At 41.2% G+C, this 22,965-nt stretch carries 20 protein-coding genes and 2 pseudogenes; 18 read left to right on the top strand and 4 right to left on the bottom strand.

The window, feature by feature from the left end; all coding sequences use genetic code 11:
• Positions 1-2 precede the first annotated feature (2 nt).
• The gene (gene crcB / locus PTE_RS21240; RefSeq protein ID WP_036850451.1) at positions 3-377 is read left to right on the top strand and encodes a fluoride efflux transporter CrcB; all 375 of its coding nucleotides are present in this window, start codon (positions 3-5) and stop codon (positions 375-377) included.
• Between the two features lie 78 nt (positions 378-455).
• Here the strand turns inward: crcB and cspE are convergent, their stop codons facing one another.
• Both cspE and PTE_RS21230 read right to left on the bottom strand, forming a co-directional pair.
• On the bottom strand, positions 456-665 hold the full coding sequence (cspE, locus tag PTE_RS21235; protein WP_021323071.1) for a transcription antiterminator/RNA stability regulator CspE: 210 nt from the start codon (positions 663-665) through the stop codon (positions 456-458).
• Between the two features lie 219 nt (positions 666-884).
• Positions 885-1,346, bottom strand: a complete 462-nt coding sequence (locus PTE_RS21230; protein WP_036850449.1) for a methylated-DNA--[protein]-cysteine S-methyltransferase — start codon at positions 1,344-1,346, stop codon at positions 885-887.
• 334 nt (positions 1,347-1,680) lie between these two features.
• Here PTE_RS21230 and nrdH point away from each other — a divergent pair, with 334 nt between their 5' ends.
• The 13 genes from nrdH to emrB all read left to right on the top strand — a co-directional run bounded on the left by nrdH (position 1,681) and on the right by emrB (position 15,671).
• Positions 1,681-1,911, top strand: a complete 231-nt coding sequence (gene nrdH / locus PTE_RS21225) for a glutaredoxin-like protein NrdH (protein ID WP_036850447.1) — start codon at positions 1,681-1,683, stop codon at positions 1,909-1,911.
• A gap of 13 nt (positions 1,912-1,924) precedes the next feature.
• Positions 1,925-2,347 (top strand): class Ib ribonucleoside-diphosphate reductase assembly flavoprotein NrdI, encoded by a 423-nt coding sequence (gene nrdI, locus PTE_RS21220; protein ID WP_036850987.1) that lies wholly within the window; start codon positions 1,925-1,927, stop codon positions 2,345-2,347.
• The gene (gene nrdE, locus PTE_RS21215; RefSeq protein ID WP_071993019.1) at positions 2,344-4,473 is read left to right on the top strand and encodes a class 1b ribonucleoside-diphosphate reductase subunit alpha; all 2,130 of its coding nucleotides are present in this window, start codon (positions 2,344-2,346) and stop codon (positions 4,471-4,473) included. Before nrdI ends, nrdE begins: the two co-directional genes overlap by 4 nt.
• Positions 4,474-4,494: 21 nt before the next feature.
• Positions 4,495-5,454, top strand: a complete 960-nt coding sequence (gene nrdF, locus PTE_RS21210) for a class 1b ribonucleoside-diphosphate reductase subunit beta (protein ID WP_036850445.1) — start codon at positions 4,495-4,497, stop codon at positions 5,452-5,454.
• Positions 5,455-6,052: 598 nt separating this feature from the next.
• Positions 6,053-7,252: a glycine betaine/L-proline ABC transporter ATP-binding protein ProV gene (proV, locus tag PTE_RS21205; protein ID WP_036850444.1), complete on the top strand. Its 1,200-nt coding sequence runs from the start codon at positions 6,053-6,055 to the stop codon at positions 7,250-7,252.
• Positions 7,245-8,330, top strand: coding sequence for a glycine betaine/L-proline ABC transporter permease ProW (gene proW / locus PTE_RS21200; protein WP_036850443.1), 1,086 nt, complete (start codon positions 7,245-7,247; stop codon positions 8,328-8,330). The genes proV and proW overlap by 8 nt, the downstream gene beginning before the upstream one ends.
• A 72-nt stretch (positions 8,331-8,402) precedes the next feature.
• Positions 8,403-9,401, top strand: coding sequence for a glycine betaine/L-proline ABC transporter substrate-binding protein ProX (gene proX, locus PTE_RS21195; protein ID WP_036850442.1), 999 nt, complete (start codon positions 8,403-8,405; stop codon positions 9,399-9,401).
• A 225-nt stretch (positions 9,402-9,626) separates the two neighbouring features.
• Positions 9,627-10,850 (top strand): MFS transporter, encoded by a 1,224-nt coding sequence (locus PTE_RS21190; protein WP_036850441.1) that lies wholly within the window; start codon positions 9,627-9,629, stop codon positions 10,848-10,850.
• Between the two features lie 92 nt (positions 10,851-10,942).
• Entirely contained in the window at positions 10,943-11,701 is a 759-nt protein-coding gene (locus tag PTE_RS21185) for an AzlC family ABC transporter permease (protein WP_036850440.1), read from the top strand.
• A complete protein-coding gene (gene ygaH / locus PTE_RS21180) occupies positions 11,701-12,036 on the top strand; it encodes an L-valine transporter subunit YgaH (protein ID WP_198539154.1) in 336 nt (111 codons plus the stop codon). Before PTE_RS21185 ends, ygaH begins: the two co-directional genes overlap by 1 nt.
• Positions 12,037-12,165: 129 nt before the next feature.
• Positions 12,166-12,693, top strand: coding sequence for a transcriptional repressor MprA (gene mprA, locus PTE_RS21175; RefSeq protein WP_021323081.1), 528 nt, complete (start codon positions 12,166-12,168; stop codon positions 12,691-12,693).
• Positions 12,694-12,926: 233 nt separating this feature from the next.
• Positions 12,927-14,105 carry a multidrug efflux MFS transporter periplasmic adaptor subunit EmrA gene (emrA, locus tag PTE_RS21170; RefSeq protein ID WP_036850436.1) on the top strand — a complete coding sequence of 393 codons (1,179 nt, stop codon included), beginning with the start codon at positions 12,927-12,929 and terminating at the stop codon, positions 14,103-14,105.
• Between the two features lie 24 nt (positions 14,106-14,129).
• On the top strand, positions 14,130-15,671 hold the full coding sequence (emrB, locus tag PTE_RS21165) for a multidrug efflux MFS transporter permease subunit EmrB (RefSeq protein ID WP_036850426.1): 1,542 nt from the start codon (positions 14,130-14,132) through the stop codon (positions 15,669-15,671).
• Between the two features lie 46 nt (positions 15,672-15,717).
• Here the strand turns inward: emrB and PTE_RS21160 are convergent, their stop codons facing one another.
• On the bottom strand, positions 15,718-16,734 hold the full coding sequence (locus tag PTE_RS21160) for a tRNA/rRNA methyltransferase (RefSeq protein WP_036850423.1): 1,017 nt from the start codon (positions 16,732-16,734) through the stop codon (positions 15,718-15,720).
• A gap of 137 nt (positions 16,735-16,871) precedes the next feature.
• Between PTE_RS21160 and PTE_RS24135 the strand changes: the two are divergent.
• The 4 genes and pseudogenes from PTE_RS24135 to PTE_RS21140 all read left to right on the top strand — a co-directional run.
• Positions 16,872-17,096, top strand: a pseudogene (locus PTE_RS24135) (DTW domain-containing protein); the annotation flags it as partial.
• 115 nt (positions 17,097-17,211) lie between these two features.
• Positions 17,212-19,854 carry a bifunctional acetate--CoA ligase family protein/GNAT family N-acetyltransferase gene (locus tag PTE_RS21150; RefSeq protein ID WP_036850417.1) on the top strand — a complete coding sequence of 881 codons (2,643 nt, stop codon included), beginning with the start codon at positions 17,212-17,214 and terminating at the stop codon, positions 19,852-19,854.
• Positions 19,855-20,017: 163 nt separating this feature from the next.
• On the top strand, positions 20,018-21,373 hold the full coding sequence (pssA, locus tag PTE_RS21145) for a CDP-diacylglycerol--serine O-phosphatidyltransferase (RefSeq protein WP_036850414.1): 1,356 nt from the start codon (positions 20,018-20,020) through the stop codon (positions 21,371-21,373).
• A 290-nt stretch (positions 21,374-21,663) separates the two neighbouring features.
• On the top strand, positions 21,664-22,077 hold the full coding sequence (locus PTE_RS21140; protein ID WP_051477502.1) for an Exc2 family lipoprotein: 414 nt from the start codon (positions 21,664-21,666) through the stop codon (positions 22,075-22,077).
• Between the two features lie 418 nt (positions 22,078-22,495).
• Here PTE_RS21140 and PTE_RS27390 read toward each other — a convergent pair.
• A pseudogene (locus tag PTE_RS27390) lies at positions 22,496-22,589 on the bottom strand (IS982 family transposase); the annotation flags it as partial.
• Positions 22,590-22,965: the final 376 nt, after the last annotated feature.

Here is a 22,965-nt window from a genome sequence, read left to right as displayed (position 1 = left end):
CTATGATTAATATTATGTTGGCTGTATTTATTGGTGGTGGCTTAGGCAGTGTATTACGCTGGTTTATCAGCCTCCACCTTAATAGTATTTCTACTAATATCGCGGTTGGTACCCTTACCGTTAACTGTATCGGTGCATTGATCATCGGGCTAGGGTTAGCCTATTTTAATAAATCCATCCATCTTGATCCGGTCTGGAAACTCATGCTAACCACCGGTTTTTGCGGAGGTTTAACAACCTTTTCCACGTTTTCTGTAGAAGTCGCCTATTTGTTACTGGATGGAAAACTAGGATGGGCATTGGGAACAGTTTTGCTTAATCTTTTCGGCTCACTACTGATGACAATTTTAGCTTTCGCATTGATGAACGAGCTTTAAATTTAAAATTACACACACATCACAAAAATCAAAAAAAACCCGTTGTATCAACGGGTTTTTCAAAATACGGAGTTAAAATCAGATAGCGACAACGTTTACAGCAGATGGACCTTTAGCGCCGTCAGTGATTTCAAACTCTACCTTTTGACCTTCTGCCAGAGTTTTAAATCCGTTGCTCTGAATAGCAGAGAAATGCACAAATACGTCTTTGCTACCATCTTCTGGAGTGATAAACCCGAATCCTTTGGATTCATTAAACCACTTAACGTTACCTTTAATTTTTGACATCAAACTTACCTTTAACGTGAAAATAAGACACAAAACCTGTGTCATATACAGTACAGCAAATAAATTGGTTGATTGTCTATAACCAAGATCACGAAAAGCATAATAAAATACAATAGATCTTATCTTTTATTTAGTTTTGCTGCCAAATAATGCACATATGTAAATATTCTATCACCTTCCCTGGTCTTTTATCAGGCAATTTATTAAACAAACAAACTATTATGCTTTTTCATGTTCCAGTAACCAGCTTTTAATATTCAGGCCACCAGTATATCCCACCAATTTACCATCATGTCCAATAACACGATGGCAAGGTACAATTAATGAGATAGGATTACGAGAATTAGCCATTCCTACAGCACGACAATAATTGACTGAACCTAGTGCCAATGATAGCTGCTTATAACTCCGCACTTCGCCAAACGGGATCTTACATAACTGCGACCATACACGCTGCTGGAATTCAGTTCCTGCCGGATTGAGTGGAACAGCAAACCCGGTACGTTTACCCGTGAAATACCCCCGTAGCTCCTTCACGCACTGTTTAGTGATATCATTTTTCACTTCAAGCGCTGTTTTTTCATCAACAAAATACAGACTGGTTACTCCCTTATCATCCGCAGCGATATGAACATACGGTTTCGGGAATCCTTTAGGTGTATCAAAATACTGATGATACATAGCCACCTCCTCCATTGAAAAAATATCAATTATTATAGGGATTAGAGTAAATCGTCTTTTTAATAAATTGCAATGATGAATTCAGTTGCTCCCTTACCACCGACTAGAAAACTTAAATTTCCCCAATAGGGGAAAAGTCTCCCGGACAATAGAGAATAAACAACACCGTAATTTTGATGACAGTCACTCAATGTAAAATTAACACTATATATAGTATGGTTGAAATAAGATTTCACCACATATAGTATAAATCAAGTTGTAGCCTTTCGGGAAACGGTTACCTGTGAACCAAATTTCGTCATTACACACCCACAAACTGAATAAGGAGTCATTAATGAGCATTACTATTTATAGCAAACCTGACTGCGTACAATGCGACGCAACCTATCAGGCTCTAAACCAAAGAAATATTCCTTATCAGATTATTGATTTAACCGAAAACCAACAAGCTTTAGCGGCTGTCCACACTATGGGTTACCAGCAAGTTCCCGTCGTAGTCGCAGGTACACAGCATTGGTCAGGGTTCCGCCCTGATAAAATCAATACGTTATCTGAGAATTTGTAGGTTTATTATGAACATGAATCCGCTGGTCTACTTCTCCAGTTCATCCGGAAATAGCTACAGATTTGTCCAGAAGCTAAAGATGCCAGCTCTTCGTATTCCGATAAACCAATCAGGTAATCTGCTCAATGTAACTTCACCTTACATTTTACTAATACCAAGTTATGGTGGTGGAAGTGCTAAAGGCGCGGTTCCACCACAAGTGATCCAGTTTCTAAATGTTGCCAAAAACCGGGCGCTGATTCGGGGAGTCATCGCCGCCGGGAATACAAACTTTGGCGAAGCTTACGGTATCGCCGGACGGATAATTTCAGAAAAATGTCGGATACCACTCCTATACCGTTTTGAACTATTGGGTACTGAAGAAGATGTACATCAAGTACGCCAGGGTATCCAAAGATTCTGGCAACATTATTCACCAGAGAATATGCAACCATGACTTTCCAAATTAACGAGCGGCAGGATTATCATGCTCTCAATGCCATGCTCAATCTGTACGATAATGAAGGACATATTCAGTTTGATAAAGACAAACTGGCCATTCATCGCTATTTCCACCAACATGTAAATCAGAACACGGTCTTTTTTCATGATCTGAAAGAAAAACTCGATTTCCTTCAGCAAAAGGGATATTACGAAACTGAAGTACTAAAACAATACGATTTTACTTTTGTTAAAAAGCTTTTTCAGCAAGCTTATAGCAAAAAATTCCGCTTTCAAACTTTTTTGGGCGCATTTAAATATTACACCAGCTATACACTGAAAACCTTCGATAATAAACGCTACCTGGAACGCTATGAAGATCGGGTATGCATGGTAGCACTGACCTTAGCTCAAGGCGATCAGGTATTGGCTGACCGTTTGGTCGATGAAATTATCAGTGGCCGTTTTCAACCAGCAACACCAACTTTCCTTAATTGTGGTAAGAAGCAGCGTGGAGAACTGGTTTCCTGTTTCCTGCTGCGAATTGAGGATAATATGGAATCCATCGGGCGTTCAATCAATTCAGCATTACAGCTTTCAAAACGTGGCGGCGGTGTCGCCTGCTTACTAAGTAATCTGCGGGAAACCGGTGCACCAATAAAAATGATTGAAAATCAGTCATCAGGTGTCGTTCCAGTAATGAAAATGCTGGAAGATGCATTTTCATATGCCAATCAACTCGGTGCACGCCAGGGTGCAGGTGCCGTTTATCTCCATGCCCATCACCCTGATATTCTTCATTTTCTGGATACAAAACGGGAAAATGCCGACGAAAAGATCCGTATAAAAACACTCTCCATTGGCGTCGTCATTCCTGATATCACTTTTAAATTGGCTAAACACAATGAAGAAATGTATCTATTCTCACCTTATGATATTCAGCGGGTTTATGGCGTGCCAATGTCTGAAATTAGCATTACAGAAAAATATGCTGAGATGGTAAATAACAAAAAAATTCGCAAATCAAAAATCAATGCCCGTGAATTCTTCCTGACATTAGCTGAGATCCAATTCGAATCCGGTTATCCTTATATTATGTATGAAGACACCGTGAATCATGCAAACCCAATTAAAGGTCGGATCAATATGAGTAATTTATGTTCCGAAATTTTACAGGTTAACAGTGCCAGTGAATATGAAGATGATTTAAATTACCTCCACATCGGGAAAGATATTAGTTGTAATCTGGGATCGATGAACATCGCTCATACAATGGATTCACCTGATTTTGCCCTTTCTATTGAAACAGCTGTTCGCGCCTTAACTGCCGTATCAGATATGAGCCATATCGGTTCAGTTCCTTCTATCGAGAAAGGAAATCAGGATTCTCATGCAATTGGTTTAGGTCAAATGAATCTTCACGGCTATTTGGCAAGGGAAAGCATTCATTATGGTTCTGAAGAGGGAATTGATTTCACAAACATCTATTTTTATATCGTCACTTATCATGCTTTGCGTACTTCAAATCAGATTGCAATTGAGCGAAATAGCTACTTTAAAAGTTTTAAAAATTCCCGTTATGCCAGTGGTGAATTTTTCAATAAATATACGGAAAGATCATGGCAACCTCAGACAAAAAAAGTCCGTCAACTATTTGAACAAGCAGGAATAACTATTCCCAGACAACAAGACTGGCTTGAATTAAAAACCTCAGTGATGGCTCATGGTATTTACAATCAGAATCTTCAGGCTGTTCCTCCCACTGGTTCTATTTCATATATCAACAATTCAACCTCAAGTATTCACCCGATTGTATCCCGTATTGAGATCCGTAAAGATGGCAAAACAGGAAGAGTATATTACCCTGCTCCATTTATGACCAATAATAATCTTGAATATTACAAAGATGCTTATGAAATAGGGCCGGAAAAGATTATTGATACTTATGCCGCAGCGACTCAACATGTTGATCAGGGATTATCACTGACACTTTTCTTTAAAGATGATGCCACTACCCGTGACATTAACAAAGCCCAAATTTATGCCTGGCGTAAAGGGATCAAAACACTATATTACATTCGTCTGAGGCAAACCGCACTGGAAGGTACAGAAGTACAAGGCTGTGTTTCATGTTCACTGTAAAATTAATGCTGGAAATTTATTATGATCAGTAACCCTATATATGCAATTAACTGGAACCGTATTGAAGATGACAAAGATTTGGAAGTCTGGAACCGGCTAACAACTAACTTTTGGTTACCGGAAAAGATTCCGTTATCTAATGATATTCCCTCATGGAATACACTGACGGCAGAAGAGAAAAAACTGACTACCCGGGTATTTACCGGGTTGACCCTATTGGACACCATCCAAAACACTGTCGGCGCTCCGGCATTGATGGAAGACGCACTGACACCCCACGAAGAAGCGGTTATGTCCAATATTAGTTTTATGGAAGCTGTTCACGCACGTTCTTACAGTTCCATCTTTTCAACATTATGTCTGACTACTGATGTGGATGACGCCTATCGCTGGAGTGAAAAGAATTTTTCATTGCAGAATAAAGCTAAAATTATCTTAAATTATTATTGTGATAACCATCCATTAAAGAAAAAGGTCGCCAGTGTTTTTCTGGAATCATTTTTATTTTATTCAGGCTTCTATTTACCGATGTATTGGTCAAGTCGGGGAAAATTAACAAATACAGCCGATTTAATCCGACTTATTATCCGAGATGAAGCTATTCACGGTTATTATATCGGATATAAATTCCAAAAATCATTGGATAAATACGCTAAACCAGAGAAAAAAGAAATTAAAGATTTTACTTTTTCATTGTTATTAAATTTATACGAAAATGAAGTGAAATATACAGAAGAGCTTTATGGTATTGTTGGCTGGACTGAGGATGTTAAAAAATTCTTACATTATAATGCCAATAAAGCATTAATGAATCTTGGATATGAAGCCTTATTTCCCTCAGAAACGACGAATGTCAGCCCGGCAATACTCTCCGCGTTATCACCTGGTGCAAATGAAAACCATGATTTCTTTTCTGGTTCAGGTTCATCGTATGTTATTGGTAAAGTAATTAATACAGAGGATGAAGATTGGGATTTCTGAAGAAAATGAATTTATTTTATATAAAATATTTCGAACATCAGATAACCATAATACGATAATATTCAAAAACAATATCATTAAGCCTGTTTTTTAAACGACAAAATGCCATAAAATCCTTATATTTTTATGGTGTTTTTTACAGTTGCAACGAATTCCTGTGAACATTTTTTGCCAGAAACAGCCATTCTCCTCATCTCAAACGACAAAAAACATTAATAAGTCTAATTAATAATGAATTAAATTTCATTCTAATCAGATATAATCAATATTATAAATTAATAACCAATTCCATCTAAAATACAATTGCCTAATTATTACCTTTAAGTCACAAAAACATATTAATAACAATAATATAGAAACAAATCACCCTTCCGACAGTAGAATCAATTCATAGAAAATAATTTGCTAATAATAATGAAATAACGCCAAATACATTTACTCCAATTAATTTCATATCACTATTTTTTACATTAATTAACATTAACATAGGGTTGTCAGGCTCTCTCAGTATGTTAGGGTATATATCTTCAAAGAATCATGCAGAGATGAATAATGCATAAAATTATTAAATAACCATTGAAAGGAAAGTAACTATTTCATGGCAATTAAACTCGAAGTTAAAAACCTCTATAAAATATTTGGCAAGCATCCAGAATATGCATTCAAATTGCTGAATTCTGGCTTGAATAAAGATCAGATATTTGAAAAGACAGGTCTGACTATTGGTATACAAAATGCCAATCTGGCCATTGAAGAAGGCGAAATATTTGTCATCATGGGATTGTCAGGCTCAGGCAAATCCACCATGGTACGCCTTCTCAATCGTCTGATAAAACCGACTCGCGGTCAGGTATTAATTGATGGGGAAGATATTTCTGAGATTTCAAAAACAGCGTTAAGAGACGTTCGCCGTAACAAAATCAGTATGGTTTTCCAATCATTCGCACTGATGCCACATTTAAACGTCATGGAAAATACGGCTTTTGGCATGGAACTTGCTGGCATCCCCAAGCAAGAACGCCACAAAAAAGCGTTGGATGCACTGAAACAGGTAAATCTGGAAAGTTATACGCAATCCTACCCTGATGAACTTTCAGGCGGAATGCGCCAGCGTATCGGGCTTGCCAGAGCACTGGCTAATAACCCGGATATTTTGCTGATGGATGAAGCATTTTCTGCCCTTGACCCATTAATTCGTACAGAAATGCAGGACGAGTTACTCAGTCTGCAAGGTAATCAGCCACGAACCATCGTCTTTATCTCTCATGATTTAGATGAGGCAATGCGTATCGGGGATCGAATTGCCATTATGCAAGGCGGTGTGGTTATACAAGTCGGGACACCTGATGAAATCCTAAATAATCCGGCAAACGACTATGTGAAAACCTTTTTCCGGGGCGTAGATATCAGCCATGTATTCAGCGCCAAAGATGTCGCTCGCCGCCGCCCAGACTCGCTTCTTCATGTTGCGCCAGGTTTTGGCCCTCTTTCCGCATTGAAAGTCCTGGATGACGAGAACAGGAATTATGGTTATCTGATCGAACGTGGGCAAAAGTTCGCGGGTGTGGTTTCCGTAAATTCATTGGAAAAAGCATTACGGGGAAAAAAACCGATCGAACACGCCATACTGACAGAGCCAGCCGCCGTTGCTGCGGATATGCCTCTCAATGAATTGATTTCTGTTGTAGCACAATCACCTTGTGCGGTTCCGGTTGTTGGGGATAACAACAAATACATCGGCGTTATTTCCAAAGGGATGCTGTTGCAGGCTTTAGATAAGGAGACACCAAATGGGTAATCAAAACGAACATCAAACTCAACCTACACAGGATACGAGGGATCCCCATCCCTCCTCAGTTGATAGCATAGACCCCTGGAGTAGCGAAGCCAGTGTTGATAATTCAGCTGGTTCTGACTGGCTGGATGCACCAACAACAACCGTACAGCCTGAACATTTCAATATCATGGATCCATTCCAACACCCCCTTATACCCTTAGACTCATGGGTCACCCATGCTATTGACTGGGTTGTACTGAATTTTCGCCCGGCATTTCAGGGAATGCGTGTCCCAATTGATTTTGTTCTCAGCAATTTTGAGCAATTTCTAACCTCAATGCCCGCCCCCGTTGCAATCCTGTTTTTTGCTCTGATTGCCTGGCAGTTATCAGGCCTTGGTATGGGGATTGCCTCACTTGTTTCACTGACAATTATTGGTACAATCGGGGCATGGTCTGAAGCTATGGTCACTCTGGCATTGGCTCTGACATCTCTGCTGTTTTGTATCATCATTGGCTTACCACTGGGTATCTGGTTGGCACGCAGTGGAAGGGCCGCCAAAATCATCCGGCCTCTGCTTGATGCTATGCAAACCACGCCGGCGTTTGTCTATCTGGTGCCGATCGTCATGCTATTTGGTATCGGTAACGTACCTGGAGTTATCGTCACCATTATCTTCGCCTTACCCCCAATTGTCCGTCTGACAATCTTGGGTATCAAACAGGTTCCGCCAGATCTGATAGAAGCAGCCGAATCTTTTGGTGCCAGCCCTCGCCAAATGCTGTTTAAAGTTCAGTTACCGCTGGCTATGCCGACAATTATGGCCGGTATAAACCAAACTCTGATGCTCGCGCTGTCAATGGTTGTTATCGCCTCAATGATTGCCGTCGGTGGTTTAGGTCAAATGGTTCTGCGGGGTATTGGTCGTCTTGATATGGGCCTTGCCGCGGTAGGTGGAGTCGGGATCGTTATTCTCGCGATTCTCCTTGACCGTCTGACACAATCTCTTGGCCGCGACAGCCGTACCAAAGGAGGAAATCATTGGTATACCTCCGGGCCAATTGGATTAGTTACCCATTTATTCAGCAAAAAAGCATAGCCTTGCAAAGGCATATATCAAACCGCAAATTTTTAATAAAAAATTATGATGACGACTACAGGAGGAAAAACTATGCGCAAAATAGTTATCTGGGCTATAACCTTGTCATCACTGATAAGCTCTCAATCATTCGCTGTCGAGTTACCGGGTAAAGGTATCAGTGTACAGCCAGTACAAAGCACCATTACCGAAGAAACATTTCAGACTCTTATCGTCAATAAAGCACTGGAAAAACTTGGCTATGATGTCAAACCAATCAAAGAAGTAGACTACAATGTTGCCTACTCCTCTATCGCTTCCGGTGATGCGACTTTTATGGCGGTAAGCTGGGAACCACTACACAACAACCAATATCGGGCAGCAGGGGGAGATGCCAAATTTTACCGTGTTGGTAATTACGTAGAAAATGCTGCTCAAGGTTATTTGATCGACAAAAAAACAGCAGAAAAATACCACATCACGAATATTGTCCAACTGAAAGATCCGAAAATAGCCAAATTATTTGATACCAACGGTAATGGCAAAGCCGATCTTACCGGCTGTAACCCAGGGTGGGGCTGTGAAGCCGCGATTAACCATCACCTTAAAGCTTATGACTTGAACAATAGTGTTGAACATAATCAAGGAAATTATGCCGCCATGATGGCGGATACCATGACTCGCTATAAAGAAGGTAAACCCATCTTATATTACACATGGACACCTTACTGGATCAGTGATGTGCTGAAACCAGGCAGAGATGTTGTCTGGCTACAAGTGCCTTTCTCGGCTATGCCTGACGGTGAAAAAATAGATACCAAACTACCAAACAGCGCTAATTACGGTTTCCCGCCAAGTATTATGCATATTGCCGCCAATAGAAAATGGGCAGAAGATAACCCAGCAGCAGCTAAGTTGTTTTCTATTATGAAAATACCGCTTGCTGATATTAACGCCCAAAACCTGCGGATGCATAATGGTGAAGCATCGCAAGCAGATATCGAACGCCACGCAAACAATTGGCTCAAAGCTCACCAAAAATTATTTGATAACTGGATTGAAACTGCCGCGAAAGCCGCCAGAAATAATTAACATTCTGAATACCACAGTGAATTGGCCTATACCAATTCACTATTTTTTATGTCTATTTTCCCTTACACCGAATTGGATAACTCAATCAATATTTGCAGGTTTCTTTCTACCATCCTCTCGGTTTTATCGTTGAATCTAATAATAAAAACTCACTACAATGCGCTCACTTTTAGTGAGTTACCCACTCCCTCTAAACCTGCCGTTCGAGCATAAGGAAACACATTTATGGAAGAAAATATTTCCCGTACACCGTTAAATCCAGGGTTGATTGCTTTGATAGCAATTGCCACAGGTTTGGTTGTTGCCAGTAACTATTATGCACAACCGCTGCTTGATACTATCGCGTTACAATTTGACCTGACTGTCAGCGAAGCGGGGTTTATTGTGACCACAGCTCAGTTGAGCTACGCCGTTGGCCTGATATTCCTTGTACCATTAGGTGATATGTTTGAACGACGCAGCCTGATTGTCTCAATGACAATGTTAGCCGCTGTTGGATTGCTGATTACCGCTATATCGCAGAATATCTGGCAAATGTTGCTGGGAACTGCACTGACAGGTTTATTTTCAGTTGTTGCCCAAGTACTGGTCCCCCTGGCGGCAACACTTGCTCTTCCCCATCAACGAGGAAAAGCCGTTGGTATAATTATGAGTGGGTTGCTACTTGGAATATTACTGGCAAGAACCATCTCCGGAGCAATGACTACGCTTGGTGGCTGGCGAACTATTTTTTGGGTTGCCAGCGTCTTATTGGTGATTCTCTCCCTAACATTATGGCGCTACCTGCCTCGTTACAAACAAGTGACCACTCTCAATTACTGCCAATTACTTGGCTCTATTGTAAAACTCGTCGCCACAACTCCCCTTCTAAGAGTACGTGCCATACTGGGAGCACTGACATTTGCCAATTTTAGTCTTCTATGGACATCAATGGCATTCCTGCTCTCAGCACCTCCTTTTAACTACTCCGAAGGGATAATCGGTTTATTTGGGTTAGTCGGTGCCGCAGGAGCACTGATGGCAACTAAAACCGGGCAACTGGTTGATAAAGGAAAAGGTTCTCTGACCACCAGCATTTCTCTGGTGCTACTACTTATTTCATGGATACCGATTGGCTTCGCCAAAGAATCATTAATCGGCTTTTTGATTGGTATTCTGCTCCTCGATACTGCGGTTCAGGGTGTTCACGTTACCAATCAAAGTACGATCTACCGTATCATGCCAGAAGCCAAAAACCGACTCACCTCTGCTTACATGACCAGCTATTTTATTGGTGGCGCTCTTGGCTCTCTCGTTTCAGGTTATGCTTATAAACATTCGGGTTGGTATGGCGTTGCCGCCGCCGGAATGACCATCTGTATAATCAGCCTGATCGTGTGGTTCTTAGGCAAAAAGCATGAGCCAAAAACGTTGCAAGAAACAAGTTATGGCAAAAAAATGTCTAAATAAAAACATTTATGAAACATTTATTAAGGATAATATTTTCTATTTGATTTCCTTTTGTTAATGTTACATAACATTTATATAACCGGATATTTTGTATGCCTGCTCCTGACGCATTAACGCCTTTGTCCAGTAAAAAATCTTCCTTTACTGAGGGAATCATGGACAGTTTACCCATCGTAATCGGGTACATTCCCGTCGCTTTTGCTTTTGGTCTTAGCGCGGTAAAACTTGGCTTCAACCCAATAGAAGCCATTTTCTTTTCATGCATCATCTACGCCGGTGCAAGCCAGTTCGTTATCACGGCCTTACTGAGCGCGGGCATGTCATTATGGGTTTCTGCCTTGACAATACTGGCAATGGATGTTCGCCATATCCTGTATGGTCCATCTTTAAGACATCGTATCAAAGATAAACTAACAGAGAAAAAAACCCTTATCTGGGCTTTTGGTCTGACAGATGAAGTTTTTGCCGCAGCCACCGCAAAACTGATTAAGAACCAACGTAGTTGGAGTGAAAACTGGATGGTGGCTATTGCAAGCTGTTCCTGGCTTGCCTGGGTTGTTGGTACAGCAGCCGGCGCATTTCTTGGCAACGGTTATCTGGAATCCTACCCTGCGATAGAAGCTGCCATGACTTTCATGTTACCGGCACTATTTCTCAGTTTTCTGCTTGCATCTTGTAGAAAACAAAACAGTTATTGTGTTGCAGCAGCGCTAATTGGGGCACTGTTGGGAATAACTCTTTTTTCAATCCCTGTTGCCATTCTGGCAGGTATTGTCGGTGGCTGTATCGCCGCATTGTTACAACCACGAAACAGTTACAGTGACACTTATGAACAAAAGGAAACACAATGATTGACAGTAGAATTTTGCTCATCGGGCTATTTGTTGGATTAGCTAACTTTTTATTCCGCTATCTGCCACTGCGTTTTGGTAAAGCGCGTCAGTCTGGTGGCAAACAAGGCGGAAAAACAGGCATTATTCTTGACAGCATTGGCATTGCATCTATTTGCGCTTTACTCATCGTATCAGGTGTACCTGATGTAATGAGAGACAGTAAAAAGCTATTTCCTACCCTGGTGGGCTTTTTAACTATCTGTTTAATTTTTTACAAAACAAAGAAAATTATACTCGCAACACTATTCGGCGCACTGCTTTTTGGACTAACATTCAAAATATTTATGAATTAGGTATCAATATCAAAAGAAATATGATGATAATAAATAACTACAATTGCTAAATTTATCTTTTAATATACCATTTGGATGTTTGATAACAAAAGTTATCTTACCAGTTGAAACTAATAAGGTATCTAAATAATGGAAAGTTCGTTTACGCCTACCGAAGAATTACTGAATATTCGTGCAGCACAGCAAGCCAAATTAAATAAAGATATCCCTTATCAAGAGATCCTGTTGACTAGGTTATCAATGCACGTCCAAAGCAAATTGCTTGAAAACCGTAATAATATGCTGAAAGCTCAAGGAATCAATGAGACTTTGTTCATGGCCCTGATGATCCTTGATACTAAAGAAAGCCACAGCATCCAACCATCAGAATTAAGTGCCGCATTAGGTTCTTCCCGTACTAATGCCACGCGTATTGCTGATGAATTAGAAAAGCAGGAGTGGATTGAAAGAAAGGAAAGTCATAACGATCGTCGCTGTCTTCACCTTCACCTGACAGATCAAGGTACAAAATTTTTAAATAGTTTACTTCCACCTCAACATGATTGCTTGAGAAGACTTTGGTCATGCCTTGACCAGGAGGAACAAAAACAGTTAGAGAAGTTAATGAGAAAATTACTGGTCAGACTTGATACAATGGGCGATTGTATCAAAAAATAACTTATTGTTTGATCGAGCGATTTTCATCCAAACAATAATTTTCTGGTTAAATTGTTCGAAAAAAATTTCCTTGTTAGCCAAGATGATCTTTTCTGCCAAAAGCTAACTATTATTCTTCGATAACATTGGATTCTGTGTGATTCATCTTTCCAGTAGTGATGACATACCACTACTGGAAAGTGAGCCGAAAGATGATAGTGGCCAAAAGATAGATAACAAGCATGGAGATTACTATGAGCACAAATGAGGAAATTGAAGTACCAGCACCACAAAATCCAACCGATAACAAAAAAAGACAACGCAGTCGTGCCTTAGTATTACTAACTCTTGTATTTACTCTGCTTGGTGTTACCTACTCTTTTTATTGGTTTCTCATCTTACGCCACCATCAAGAAACAGATAATGCCTACGTTACAGGCAATCAAGTTCAGATTATGTCGCAAGTTACCGGCAGTGTAATTACAGTTAACTTCGATAATACTGACTTTGTGAAAAGCGGCAGTGTATTAGTACAACTCGATCCCCGAGATGCAGAGTTAACATTGGAAAAAGCAAAAACAGCACTGGCTAACAGTGTTCGCCAGACTCATCAGCAAATAGTCAACAGTAAACAATATCAGGCTAATATCGCTTTGCGCCGCTCTGAATTGACCAGAGTTCAAAATGATCTCAGCCGTCGTGAAATACTTAGCGCTCAGAAAGTGATTGGTAAAGAAGAGCTGCAACATGCACAGGAAGCCGTTGCCAGTGCCCGGGCCGCTCTGGATATCGCTATCGAGCAATATAACGCCAATCAGGCAGTTATTCGTGATACGCCACTAGAAAAACAACCGGCCGTTGAACAAGCAGCAACAGAGGTCCGTAACGCCTGGCTGGCGCTCCAACGCACTAAAATAGTCAGCCCAATTGATGGCTATGTCTCACGCCGCAGTGTACAGGTTGGCGCACAAATCAATAAAAACACACCTCTAATGGCGATAGTTTCAGCAAACGATATGTGGATAGAAGCTAACTTCAAGGAGACTCAAATTGCCGATATGCGTATTGGCCAATCCGTCGAAATCACCAGCGATTTCTACGGTGGAAGCAAAATATTCAGCGGCAAAATCACTGGTCTTGATATGGGTACAGGCAGTGCTTTCTCTTTGTTGCCTGCCCAGAATGCCAGTGGAAACTGGATTAAAGTTGTTCAACGTTTACCCGTCCGCATTACACTGGAGCCTGGACAATTAGAAAAATACCCATTACGTATCGGCCTCTCGACTAAAGTAAGAGTAGATACCACCCGTTCTGATGGCCCTGTTCTGTCTGACAGAACACGCACCAAATCGGCTTATCACACCTCTGCGCTGACAATAGATATGTCCCCTGCAAATAAAATAGTCAACGACATAATTAATAATAACGCTTAAAAACAATACAGACAGAAGGCAACAGTGATGAAACAGCCGCTCACAGGGGTCAAACTTGCATGGATGACCATTGCGCTATCTTTGGCAACTTTCATGCAAGTTTTGGATTCCACAATTGCTAACGTAGCGATACCCACTATCTCAGGTAATCTGGGGTCATCAAATTCTCAGGGACTTTGGGTCATTACCTCTTTCGGTGTTGCAAATGCAATTTCCATCCCGATTACCGGATGGCTGGCAAAGCGCATCGGTGAAGTTAAGCTATTCATCTGGTCAACAGCCCTGTTCGCTATAGCTTCCTGGTTATGCGGGATTTCCAACAGCCTTGGAATGCTAATCTTCTTCCGGGTTATTCAGGGGTTAGTTGCTGGTCCTCTTATTCCTCTTTCGCAAAGCCTGTTACTGAATAATTATCCCCCCGCCAAAGGAAATATGGCGCTTGCGTTATGGTCAATCACTATTATTGTCGCACCGATTTTTGGCCCTATTCTGGGCGGCTATATCAGTGATAACTATCATTGGGGATGGATTTTCTTTATCAACGTCCCTGTTGGTATAGCGATTATTCTAATTGCGATGAAAACGCTGAAAGGACGTGAAACCCAAACACAGATCAAACCTATCGACACAATAGGACTCGTGTTGTTGGTTGTCGGGGTGAGTTGTTTGCAAATTATGCTGGATCAGGGTAAAGAACTGGACTGGTTTAATTCTACCGAAATTATCGTATTGGCTGTTATCGCCGTAATCTCATTGGTATTTTTGACAGTATGGGAATTGACCGATGACAATCCAATTATTGACTTGTCGCTGTTCAAAGAACGCAATTTTACTATTGGTTGCCTCTGTTTGAGTTTGGCTTATCTACTCTACTTCGGCACAATCGTTTTGTTACCTCAATTATTACAGGAAGTGTTTGGCTATACCGCAACCTGGGCAGGACTTGCATTAGCGCCAGTAGGATTGTTGCCATTGATAATATCTCCGCTGATTGGTAAGTTCGGCAATAGAGTAGATATGCGCTACATAGTGACATTCAGCTTTGTAATGTACTCTGTCTGTTATTACTGGCGTGCATATACATTCGAACCAGGAATGGATTTTGCCGCCTCTGCATGGCCTCAATTTATTCAAGGATTTGCTATCGCCTGTTTCTTTATGCCGCTAACAACCATTACCCTTTCTGGCTTACCACCAGAACGTGTGGCATCTGCATCCAGTTTGTCTAACTTTATCCGAACATTGGCAGGCTCAATAGGAACATCACTAACAGCGACCATGTGGACTCAACGCGAATCAATGCATCACGCTCATTTTACAGAACACATCAATCCTTATAGCCCCGATACTCAACAGATTTATCAGCAATTATCGGCCTTGGGAATGAATAACCAGCAAATTTCGGGTTATCTGGCAAAAGAAATTACCCATCAGGGACTCATAATTTCAGCAAATGAAATATTCTGGCTCTCCGCCTGTGTATTCCTGATTTTAATTATACTCGTCTGGTTAGCGAAACCCCCATTCATACAAGGCAGTAAAGAGAGTGTTAGCGGAGCCCACTGAATCTTAAATAGCAAAACGGGAGCACCCACGGCTCCCGCTTTTTCCATCAGGCTCTATTCTGTCGCCACCACTCTGCCAGCATAACGCCAGTTGCAACAGAAACGTTCAGGCTTTCAATCAAACCTGTGCCGCCGACGAACAGACTCATATCGCCATGTTCCCAAGCACTGTCACTCAAGCCATCATGTTCCTGACCAAGTACCAGAACCATTTTTTCGGGTAATTTAGCTTTAGCTAAATTGGTGCTGCCTTTATGGCTGGATGTTGTCACAATGGTATAACCAGCTTCACGAAATTTATTCAGTGTGGTGGTAAAACCATCAGCATCAATACCTTTAATATGTTCAGCGCCACCCTCTGCTGTACGAATAGCCGCACCAGATTCTAACAAAGCCACATCCTGCAAAATCACACCCTGCACACCAAAATGCGCACAGCTTCGCATAATAGCACCGAGGTTATGTGGATTACCCACATCTTCAAGAGCCAGAACACAGTCTTTTACCGGAGCACTTTTCAGGTAGGTCTCCGCATCCAAACCACTGCGTTTTTTAATCAGAAAACAAACACCACCATGATGCTCAGTACCTGACACTTTCGCCAGTTCAGCTTCATCCACAACATGATAAGCTTTGCGGTTGGCAGCCATCCATTTTAGAGCATTACGGAAGCGTGGTGTCACTGACTCAACAAACCAAGCACGAACTATCGCCTCAGAACGGTTCTTAAACATCGCCTGACAAGCATTTTCACCATAAATCCGGGTTTCTTCCATTCGCTGACGACGAAGCTGCTCTGGATCAATCTGACTTTTCCCACTGATACCGCCATGCTCTGGCGTTAAAGAATCACTCTCAGGGCGAGAAACTGTTTTCCAAGGCGATCTTTCACGCTCAGTAACACGCGGAGAACGGGATGATCGCTCATTGTCCCGACGACGCTGACCTTGATCGCGTCCTTTGCCCGACGGACGTTTGTTATTGCTGCGGCTGTCATTACTGTCCTCACTACGGACATACATCACTTTGACTTTGCCATTTTTACCACTGTATGAATCGTTCATTCGTCTCTCCAACTACTTTATGGCGCGAAGATTACCTGATGTGTGCATGGTAAGCTACCTCTGACACCTACAATCCATTAAAATATGCCTTTAATTTTTTTCCTACCTTTTACCTGAAGGACCCAGGTTCCTGATTTATGAATGATAATGCCGTCTTCCAACTGCGCCAGCAGCGCCTCGCTCGCTCTACTCGTCCCTTTCGTGCCCGTGGTTGCCGTATAGAACGTTGCTCTTACTGTCTACTGCCATAAAAAAGTTGTCTGTGCGATACAATCGAACTGGCGAATGCCACCAGCCGATTTTGTCTTATCATGTTTGATACCGAACCAATGAAACCCAGTAATACAGGTAAATTGTTAGCTATTTTCATCAACAATATCTGGCAGGTAAACCTCATCACCCGATAGCGTAAATCACAGCAATGACCAACAAAATCCGTTACAGTGACCACATTAATCGCCAACAAGGAGCCTCCTGATGAGCCAGCGCGGACTTGAAGCTTTATTACGCCCTAAATCCATTGCGGTAATTGGCGCCTCAGAAAAACCAGAACGAGCGGGTTCCGTTATGATGCGCAACCTACTTGCAGGAGGATTTGCCGGACCAATACTGCCGATAACACCCAATAGCAGTTCCGTTCAAGGGGTTTTAGCCTATCCTTCAATAGATAAATTACCGATTACACCAGATTTGGCTGTTATTTGTACTCATCATAGCCGCAATTTGCAAAGTCTGGAACAACTGGGGCAACTTGGTTGCAAAACAGTTATTATTCTTTCCTCACCAAAGCCCCAATTTACTGAGCTAAAACAGTGTTGCCAGCGCTATAGTATCCGGCTACTTGGACCAAACAGTTTGGGATTATTAGCCCCCTGGCAAGGATTAAACGCCAGCTTTTCTCCAGTTCCAATACTCAAAGGGAAACTAGCCTTTATTTCTCAATCTGCGGCAGTATCAAATACGATTCTTGACTGGGCTCAACACCGAGGAGTCGGATTTTCCTACTTTATCGCATTGGGCGACAGTGTAGATATTGATATTGATCATCTGCTTGATTTTCTGGCTCGTGACAGTAAAACCAGCGCTATCCTGCTCTATCTGGAGCATATTCATGACGCCCGTCGCTTTCTTTCAGCGTCCAGAAGTGCTTCCCGCAATAAACCTATTTTGGTGGTTAAAAGCGGCCGCACCAAGCGGGCCCAGAAATTACTTGGTGAACAACAAAACCTGGATGCTGCCTATGACGCAGCAATTCAGCGAGCTGGATTATTGCGGGTGCAAGATACACATGAAATGTTTTCTGCTGTAGAAACGTTAAGCCATATGTCACCTTTACGGGGAGAGCGACTATTTATCATCAGCAATGGTGCTGCTCCAGCAGCAATGGCGCTGGATGAGTTATTCCGTCGTAACGGTAAGTTAGCAACGTTAGGTGAAGAAACAACGAAAACATTGAAAACACACCTGCCAGAAACTATCGCCTTACACAATCCACTGGATTTAAAAGATGACTCTACGGTGGAACGTTACGTCTCCGCACTAAAACCTTTGCTAGACAGCCATGACCATGATGCTCTGTTACTTATTCATTCTCCTAGCGCAATTGCTCCCGGCATTCAGACCGCCACAAAAGTCATTGAAACAATCCGTAAACATCCACGGGGAAAATGGCTGACTATCTTCACCAACTGGTGCGGAGAGTATTCTTCACAAGAAGCCCGCCGTCTGTTCAGTGAAGCAGGTATTCCAACTTACCGAACCCCGGAAGGTGCCGTTACTGCTTTTATGCATATGGTGGAATATCGCCGCAATCAGAAACAATTAACAGAAACACCAGCACTATCAGCAAACATCACAGCCAATACGGCCCGCGTCCATCAGTGCATACAACAAGCTCTGGAACAGGGGAATTCGCGTCTGGATACCCATGAAGTTCAACCTATTTTGGAAGCCTATGGCCTCAATACACTTCCAACCTGGATTGCGCATAACAGTGATGAAGCAGTCAATATTGCCCAACAGATCGGTTATCCTGTCGCCCTGAAATTACGTTCACCAGATATCCCACATAAATCAGAAGTTCAGGGGGTTATGCTCTATTTGCGAAACGCAAATGAAGTCAGAACTTCAGCTCAAGCGATTATCGAACGAGTCAATCAAAACTTCCCTCAAGCAAGAGTTCAGGGACTGTTAGTTCAGAGCATGGCAAATCGTGCCGGAGCACAAGAGTTGCGTATCGCAGTAGAACAAGACGAAGTATTTGGTCCACTGATTATGCTGGGAGAAGGTGGTGTTGAATGGTCACATGAAACACAAGCAGCCGTAGCATTACCGCCGCTTAATATGGCATTAGCGCGATACCTGGTTATTCAAGCCACAAAAAGCAGGAAAATTAAACTCAGGGGCTCCCCTCAATCATTAGATGTGCTGGCACTTAGCCGACTTTTGGTTCAAGTATCTAACCTATTACTTGATTGCCCACAAATTGTACGACTCGATATTCATCCATTACTGGCTTCTGGCGATGAGTTCACACTACTGGATGTTTCAATGGAATTATCTTCGATAGAAGGCGATCCACGGACCAGATTGGCTATCCGCCCATATCCAAGCGAACTGGAAGAAACCATAAAACTGAAAAGTGGTGCAGAATGCCTTCTGCGTCCAATTCTGCCAGAAGATGAGCCACTGCTGAAAGATTTTATTGGTCAGGTTACCAAAGAAGATCTTTATTACCGCTACTTCAGTGAAATCAGCGAATTCACCCACGATGATTTAGCAAATATGACTCAAATTGATTACGATCGTGAAATGGCATTTGTTGCCGTGCGTCATCCTAAGACTAACCCGGAAATTATCGGTGTCACCCGTGCCATAGCTGATCCTGATAATGTCGAAGCAGAATTCGCTGTACTGGTACGCTCTGATTTAAAAGGGATTACCCTTGGACATCAGCTTATGATTAAGCTGATTAATTATACGCGGGAACATGGCATAAGCCGCCTCAACGCCATCACAATGCCAGAAAACCGTACTATGATAAAACTGGCTAAAAAACTTGGATTTACCATAGATGTTCAATTTGAGGATGGTATTGTAAACTTAGCCCTCGAACTTTAAATCAACTACGTGATGAATCGCACAGACTTGAATCATTAGGTAGCAGAGCGTTAAATCATGCTCACAATTAGCCAAACTAATGGTATTATCGCCAGATCATTTGATTCATTGCTTTATATAGTCGTATTTCAGCCATCCAACATAAGAGAAAAAGCGCACTGTGATGTTGTCTAAATTCAAACAAGCTAAACACCAACAACACCTTGCACAACTGCCTAAGCTACCTCAGTCAGTTGCTGATATTAAAACACTTTATCAACCAGAAGTGTTCCGCAGCACCCTGCTGGAAAAAATTGCTAGCGCTGAAAAACATATTTATATCATCTCTCTCTATCTGGAAAACGATGACGCAGGAAGAGATATCCTTAATGCACTTTATCTGGCTAAACAACAACGCCCGAACCTAGACATTAAAGTTCTTGTTGATTGGCATCGAGCACAACGTGGACGAATTGGTGATGCTGCAATGGCAACTAATGCCGATTGGTATTGTTCCATGACAGAAACATATTCTGATGTAAAAATTCCAGTATTAGGTGTACCAGTAAATACCCGTGAAGCACTGGGAGTTTTACATTTAAAAGGTTTTATCTTTGACGACACGGTGATTTATAGCGGAGCGAGTATTAATGATGTTTATCTCCACCAACATGATAAATATCGTTATGATCGCTACCATTTGTTTCGCAATGCAAAACTTGCAGAAGCAATGAAGCACTTTGTTGATAATTACATTATCGCTACAGGTGCTGTACAAAAACTGAATTGTAAGAATCGCCCCCGTAGCCCTGAAATTAAAACTCTGATCCGTCAATTTCGTTCTTCTCTGCGACACACGACTTATCAGATAAATAATCAGGCAACGAACGATGAATTGTCTGTCACTCCGCTTGCCGGTCTGGGGAAGAAAAATCTTCTAAATAAAACCATCAGTCATCTTATCGCCAGCACAGAACAAAAGCTGATTATTTGTACTCCGTATTTTAACCTTCCAGCTATCATTGTCCGACTGATTATTCATCTACTTCGTCAGGGTAAACAAGTCGAAATTATTGTTGGCGATAAAACTGCCAACGATTTTTATATTCCACCGGAAGAGCCATTTAGAATTATCGGTGCATTACCCTATCTATATGAAATCAACCTGCGCCGTTTTATCAGCAGACTACAGCGCTATGTGGATAGCGACCAACTCACTGTACGACTATGGAAAGATGGTGATAATAGCTACCATCTGAAAGGTGTGTGGATAGATAATCAATGGCAGTTGATTACAGGAAATAATCTTAATCCTCGTGCCTGGGGACTGGATTTAGAAAATGCAATTCTTATCCACGATCCTAATAAAGAAATGCAGGAACAACGTGCAAAAGAACTAAATTGTATCCGTACTCATACTACGATTGTCAGTCATTATCAGGAACTGGACAGTATCCAGCTTTACCCAGTCAAAGTACGTAAACTTATCCGTCGCTTACGCCGTATCCGGGTAGACAGGCTGATTAATCGTATTCTGTAATTGAATCGATAAAGCTGATTATCATTTAAATCCCTTGTAGCGCATGTAATCTCAGGGGATTCTTATTTCATTGAATTTCGGTTTAGGAGTTTTGAACCTCATTGTCATTTTCTAAAGAAGAGAACAATATAGCTATGGAAAATAATAATATTGAAAATTTTCAGGATATTATTGGTAATATCCAGTGCAATAGATATGTTAATCAAACAGATACTTTGAAATTAATTTCTAGCAATTTCTCTTCATTATCAATTTATTTAATTGACTATTAGTATTGTAGAGGATTTTTTATGCGCTCTTTATATTTTTTACCTGTTCTCTTATTTTTATCCGCTTGTTCAGTAAATCTCCCTCCGTATGAACGGGAAGCCAGGCATTACGTTTATCGTTCTAATGATGATTTTGACCCTAACTTTAAAACACATGTGAATAATTCTATTAAACTTCTAACGCCTTTCTTTGAACAATTTTATAGAGAGGAAGTTAAGAATAGAATGGACAATATCAGCTCACAGGAATTTGAGCAAAGAATTAGTTATTTTAATAGTGATAATTTCATTCAAGAAATCGACATGTCAGAAACATTCATTTCACCAAAAGTACATATAGAAAAAATTGACAATAGTCAGATTTCAGATAAGAAGATAAAAGCATTAATTAAAGGAGTCATCAATTCTTACGAGGCTGGTTACTATGGAAAATAAAAATATTCGCCATAAACTTATTAGTAAATTCTTATCCAAATCAGGGATTCTATTTGGATTAAAATTAAACAAGCTATCTTTTGATGATAAAGGAGCTATTTCATCAAAATAGCTATTAATCAGTAAGATTACCGTTAGTTATAGTTTAAGTTGCTCACGGAATCCTCAGGTACGAATAATTTAGACGAAATTTATTGTGAAATCGACGATTTTTGCCAAACATTTCTTCCCTTAGGCAGCAACGGTTACTCGACAACAGTGAAAGTCAGCAGCATCGTCATTCAACACTTTCCTATGATGAGGTCATGACTCTCCTTATTCTGTTCCACATGTCTCGTTTTCGTGATTTTAAATATTTATATAATCAATACGTTAAGATCTGCTTGCGGACCGAGTTCCCTAAACTTATTAGCTAACGTCAACTTCGTTTAAGAATAGCGATATCAGAATCCCATAAATTCAAGCTCGGTTTTTTTAGGTTGGAATGTATAAGCGATTAGGCCTGCGGCGACCCCAATAAAATCTATGGCGACAAAGGGGATATCTCACAGTCTCTGAATAATGAACTGGCTCCAAGAGATCATCCTGGTGATAAATACGCGTAATAATATGAAACTTAAAGATATTTCTCTATGGAACCGAATTATGCTAAGAAAATAGTATTGGATAGAAATGCTCTTTGATCAGTTAAAAAACATCTCACACATAGAGCATACACGGCACCGAAACCCTCTAAACCTACTTCTTGAGGTCATAGCTGGGTTGCTCCCCTATACTTTCGAACCCAAAAAACTGAGTCTTAACCTACCCCCTCTGAGGTGGGCTATCTTATGCAAATCTAAGGTTAAATCAGTAAATCAAATCATCCCAAAAAACGCAAACACCCCC

The sequence above is a fragment of the Photorhabdus khanii NC19 genome (genome assembly GCF_000517265.1).
GTDB classification, from domain to species: Bacteria; Pseudomonadota; Gammaproteobacteria; order Enterobacterales; family Enterobacteriaceae; genus Photorhabdus; species Photorhabdus khanii.
This window is presented reverse-complemented; position numbering and strand designations above follow the sequence as displayed.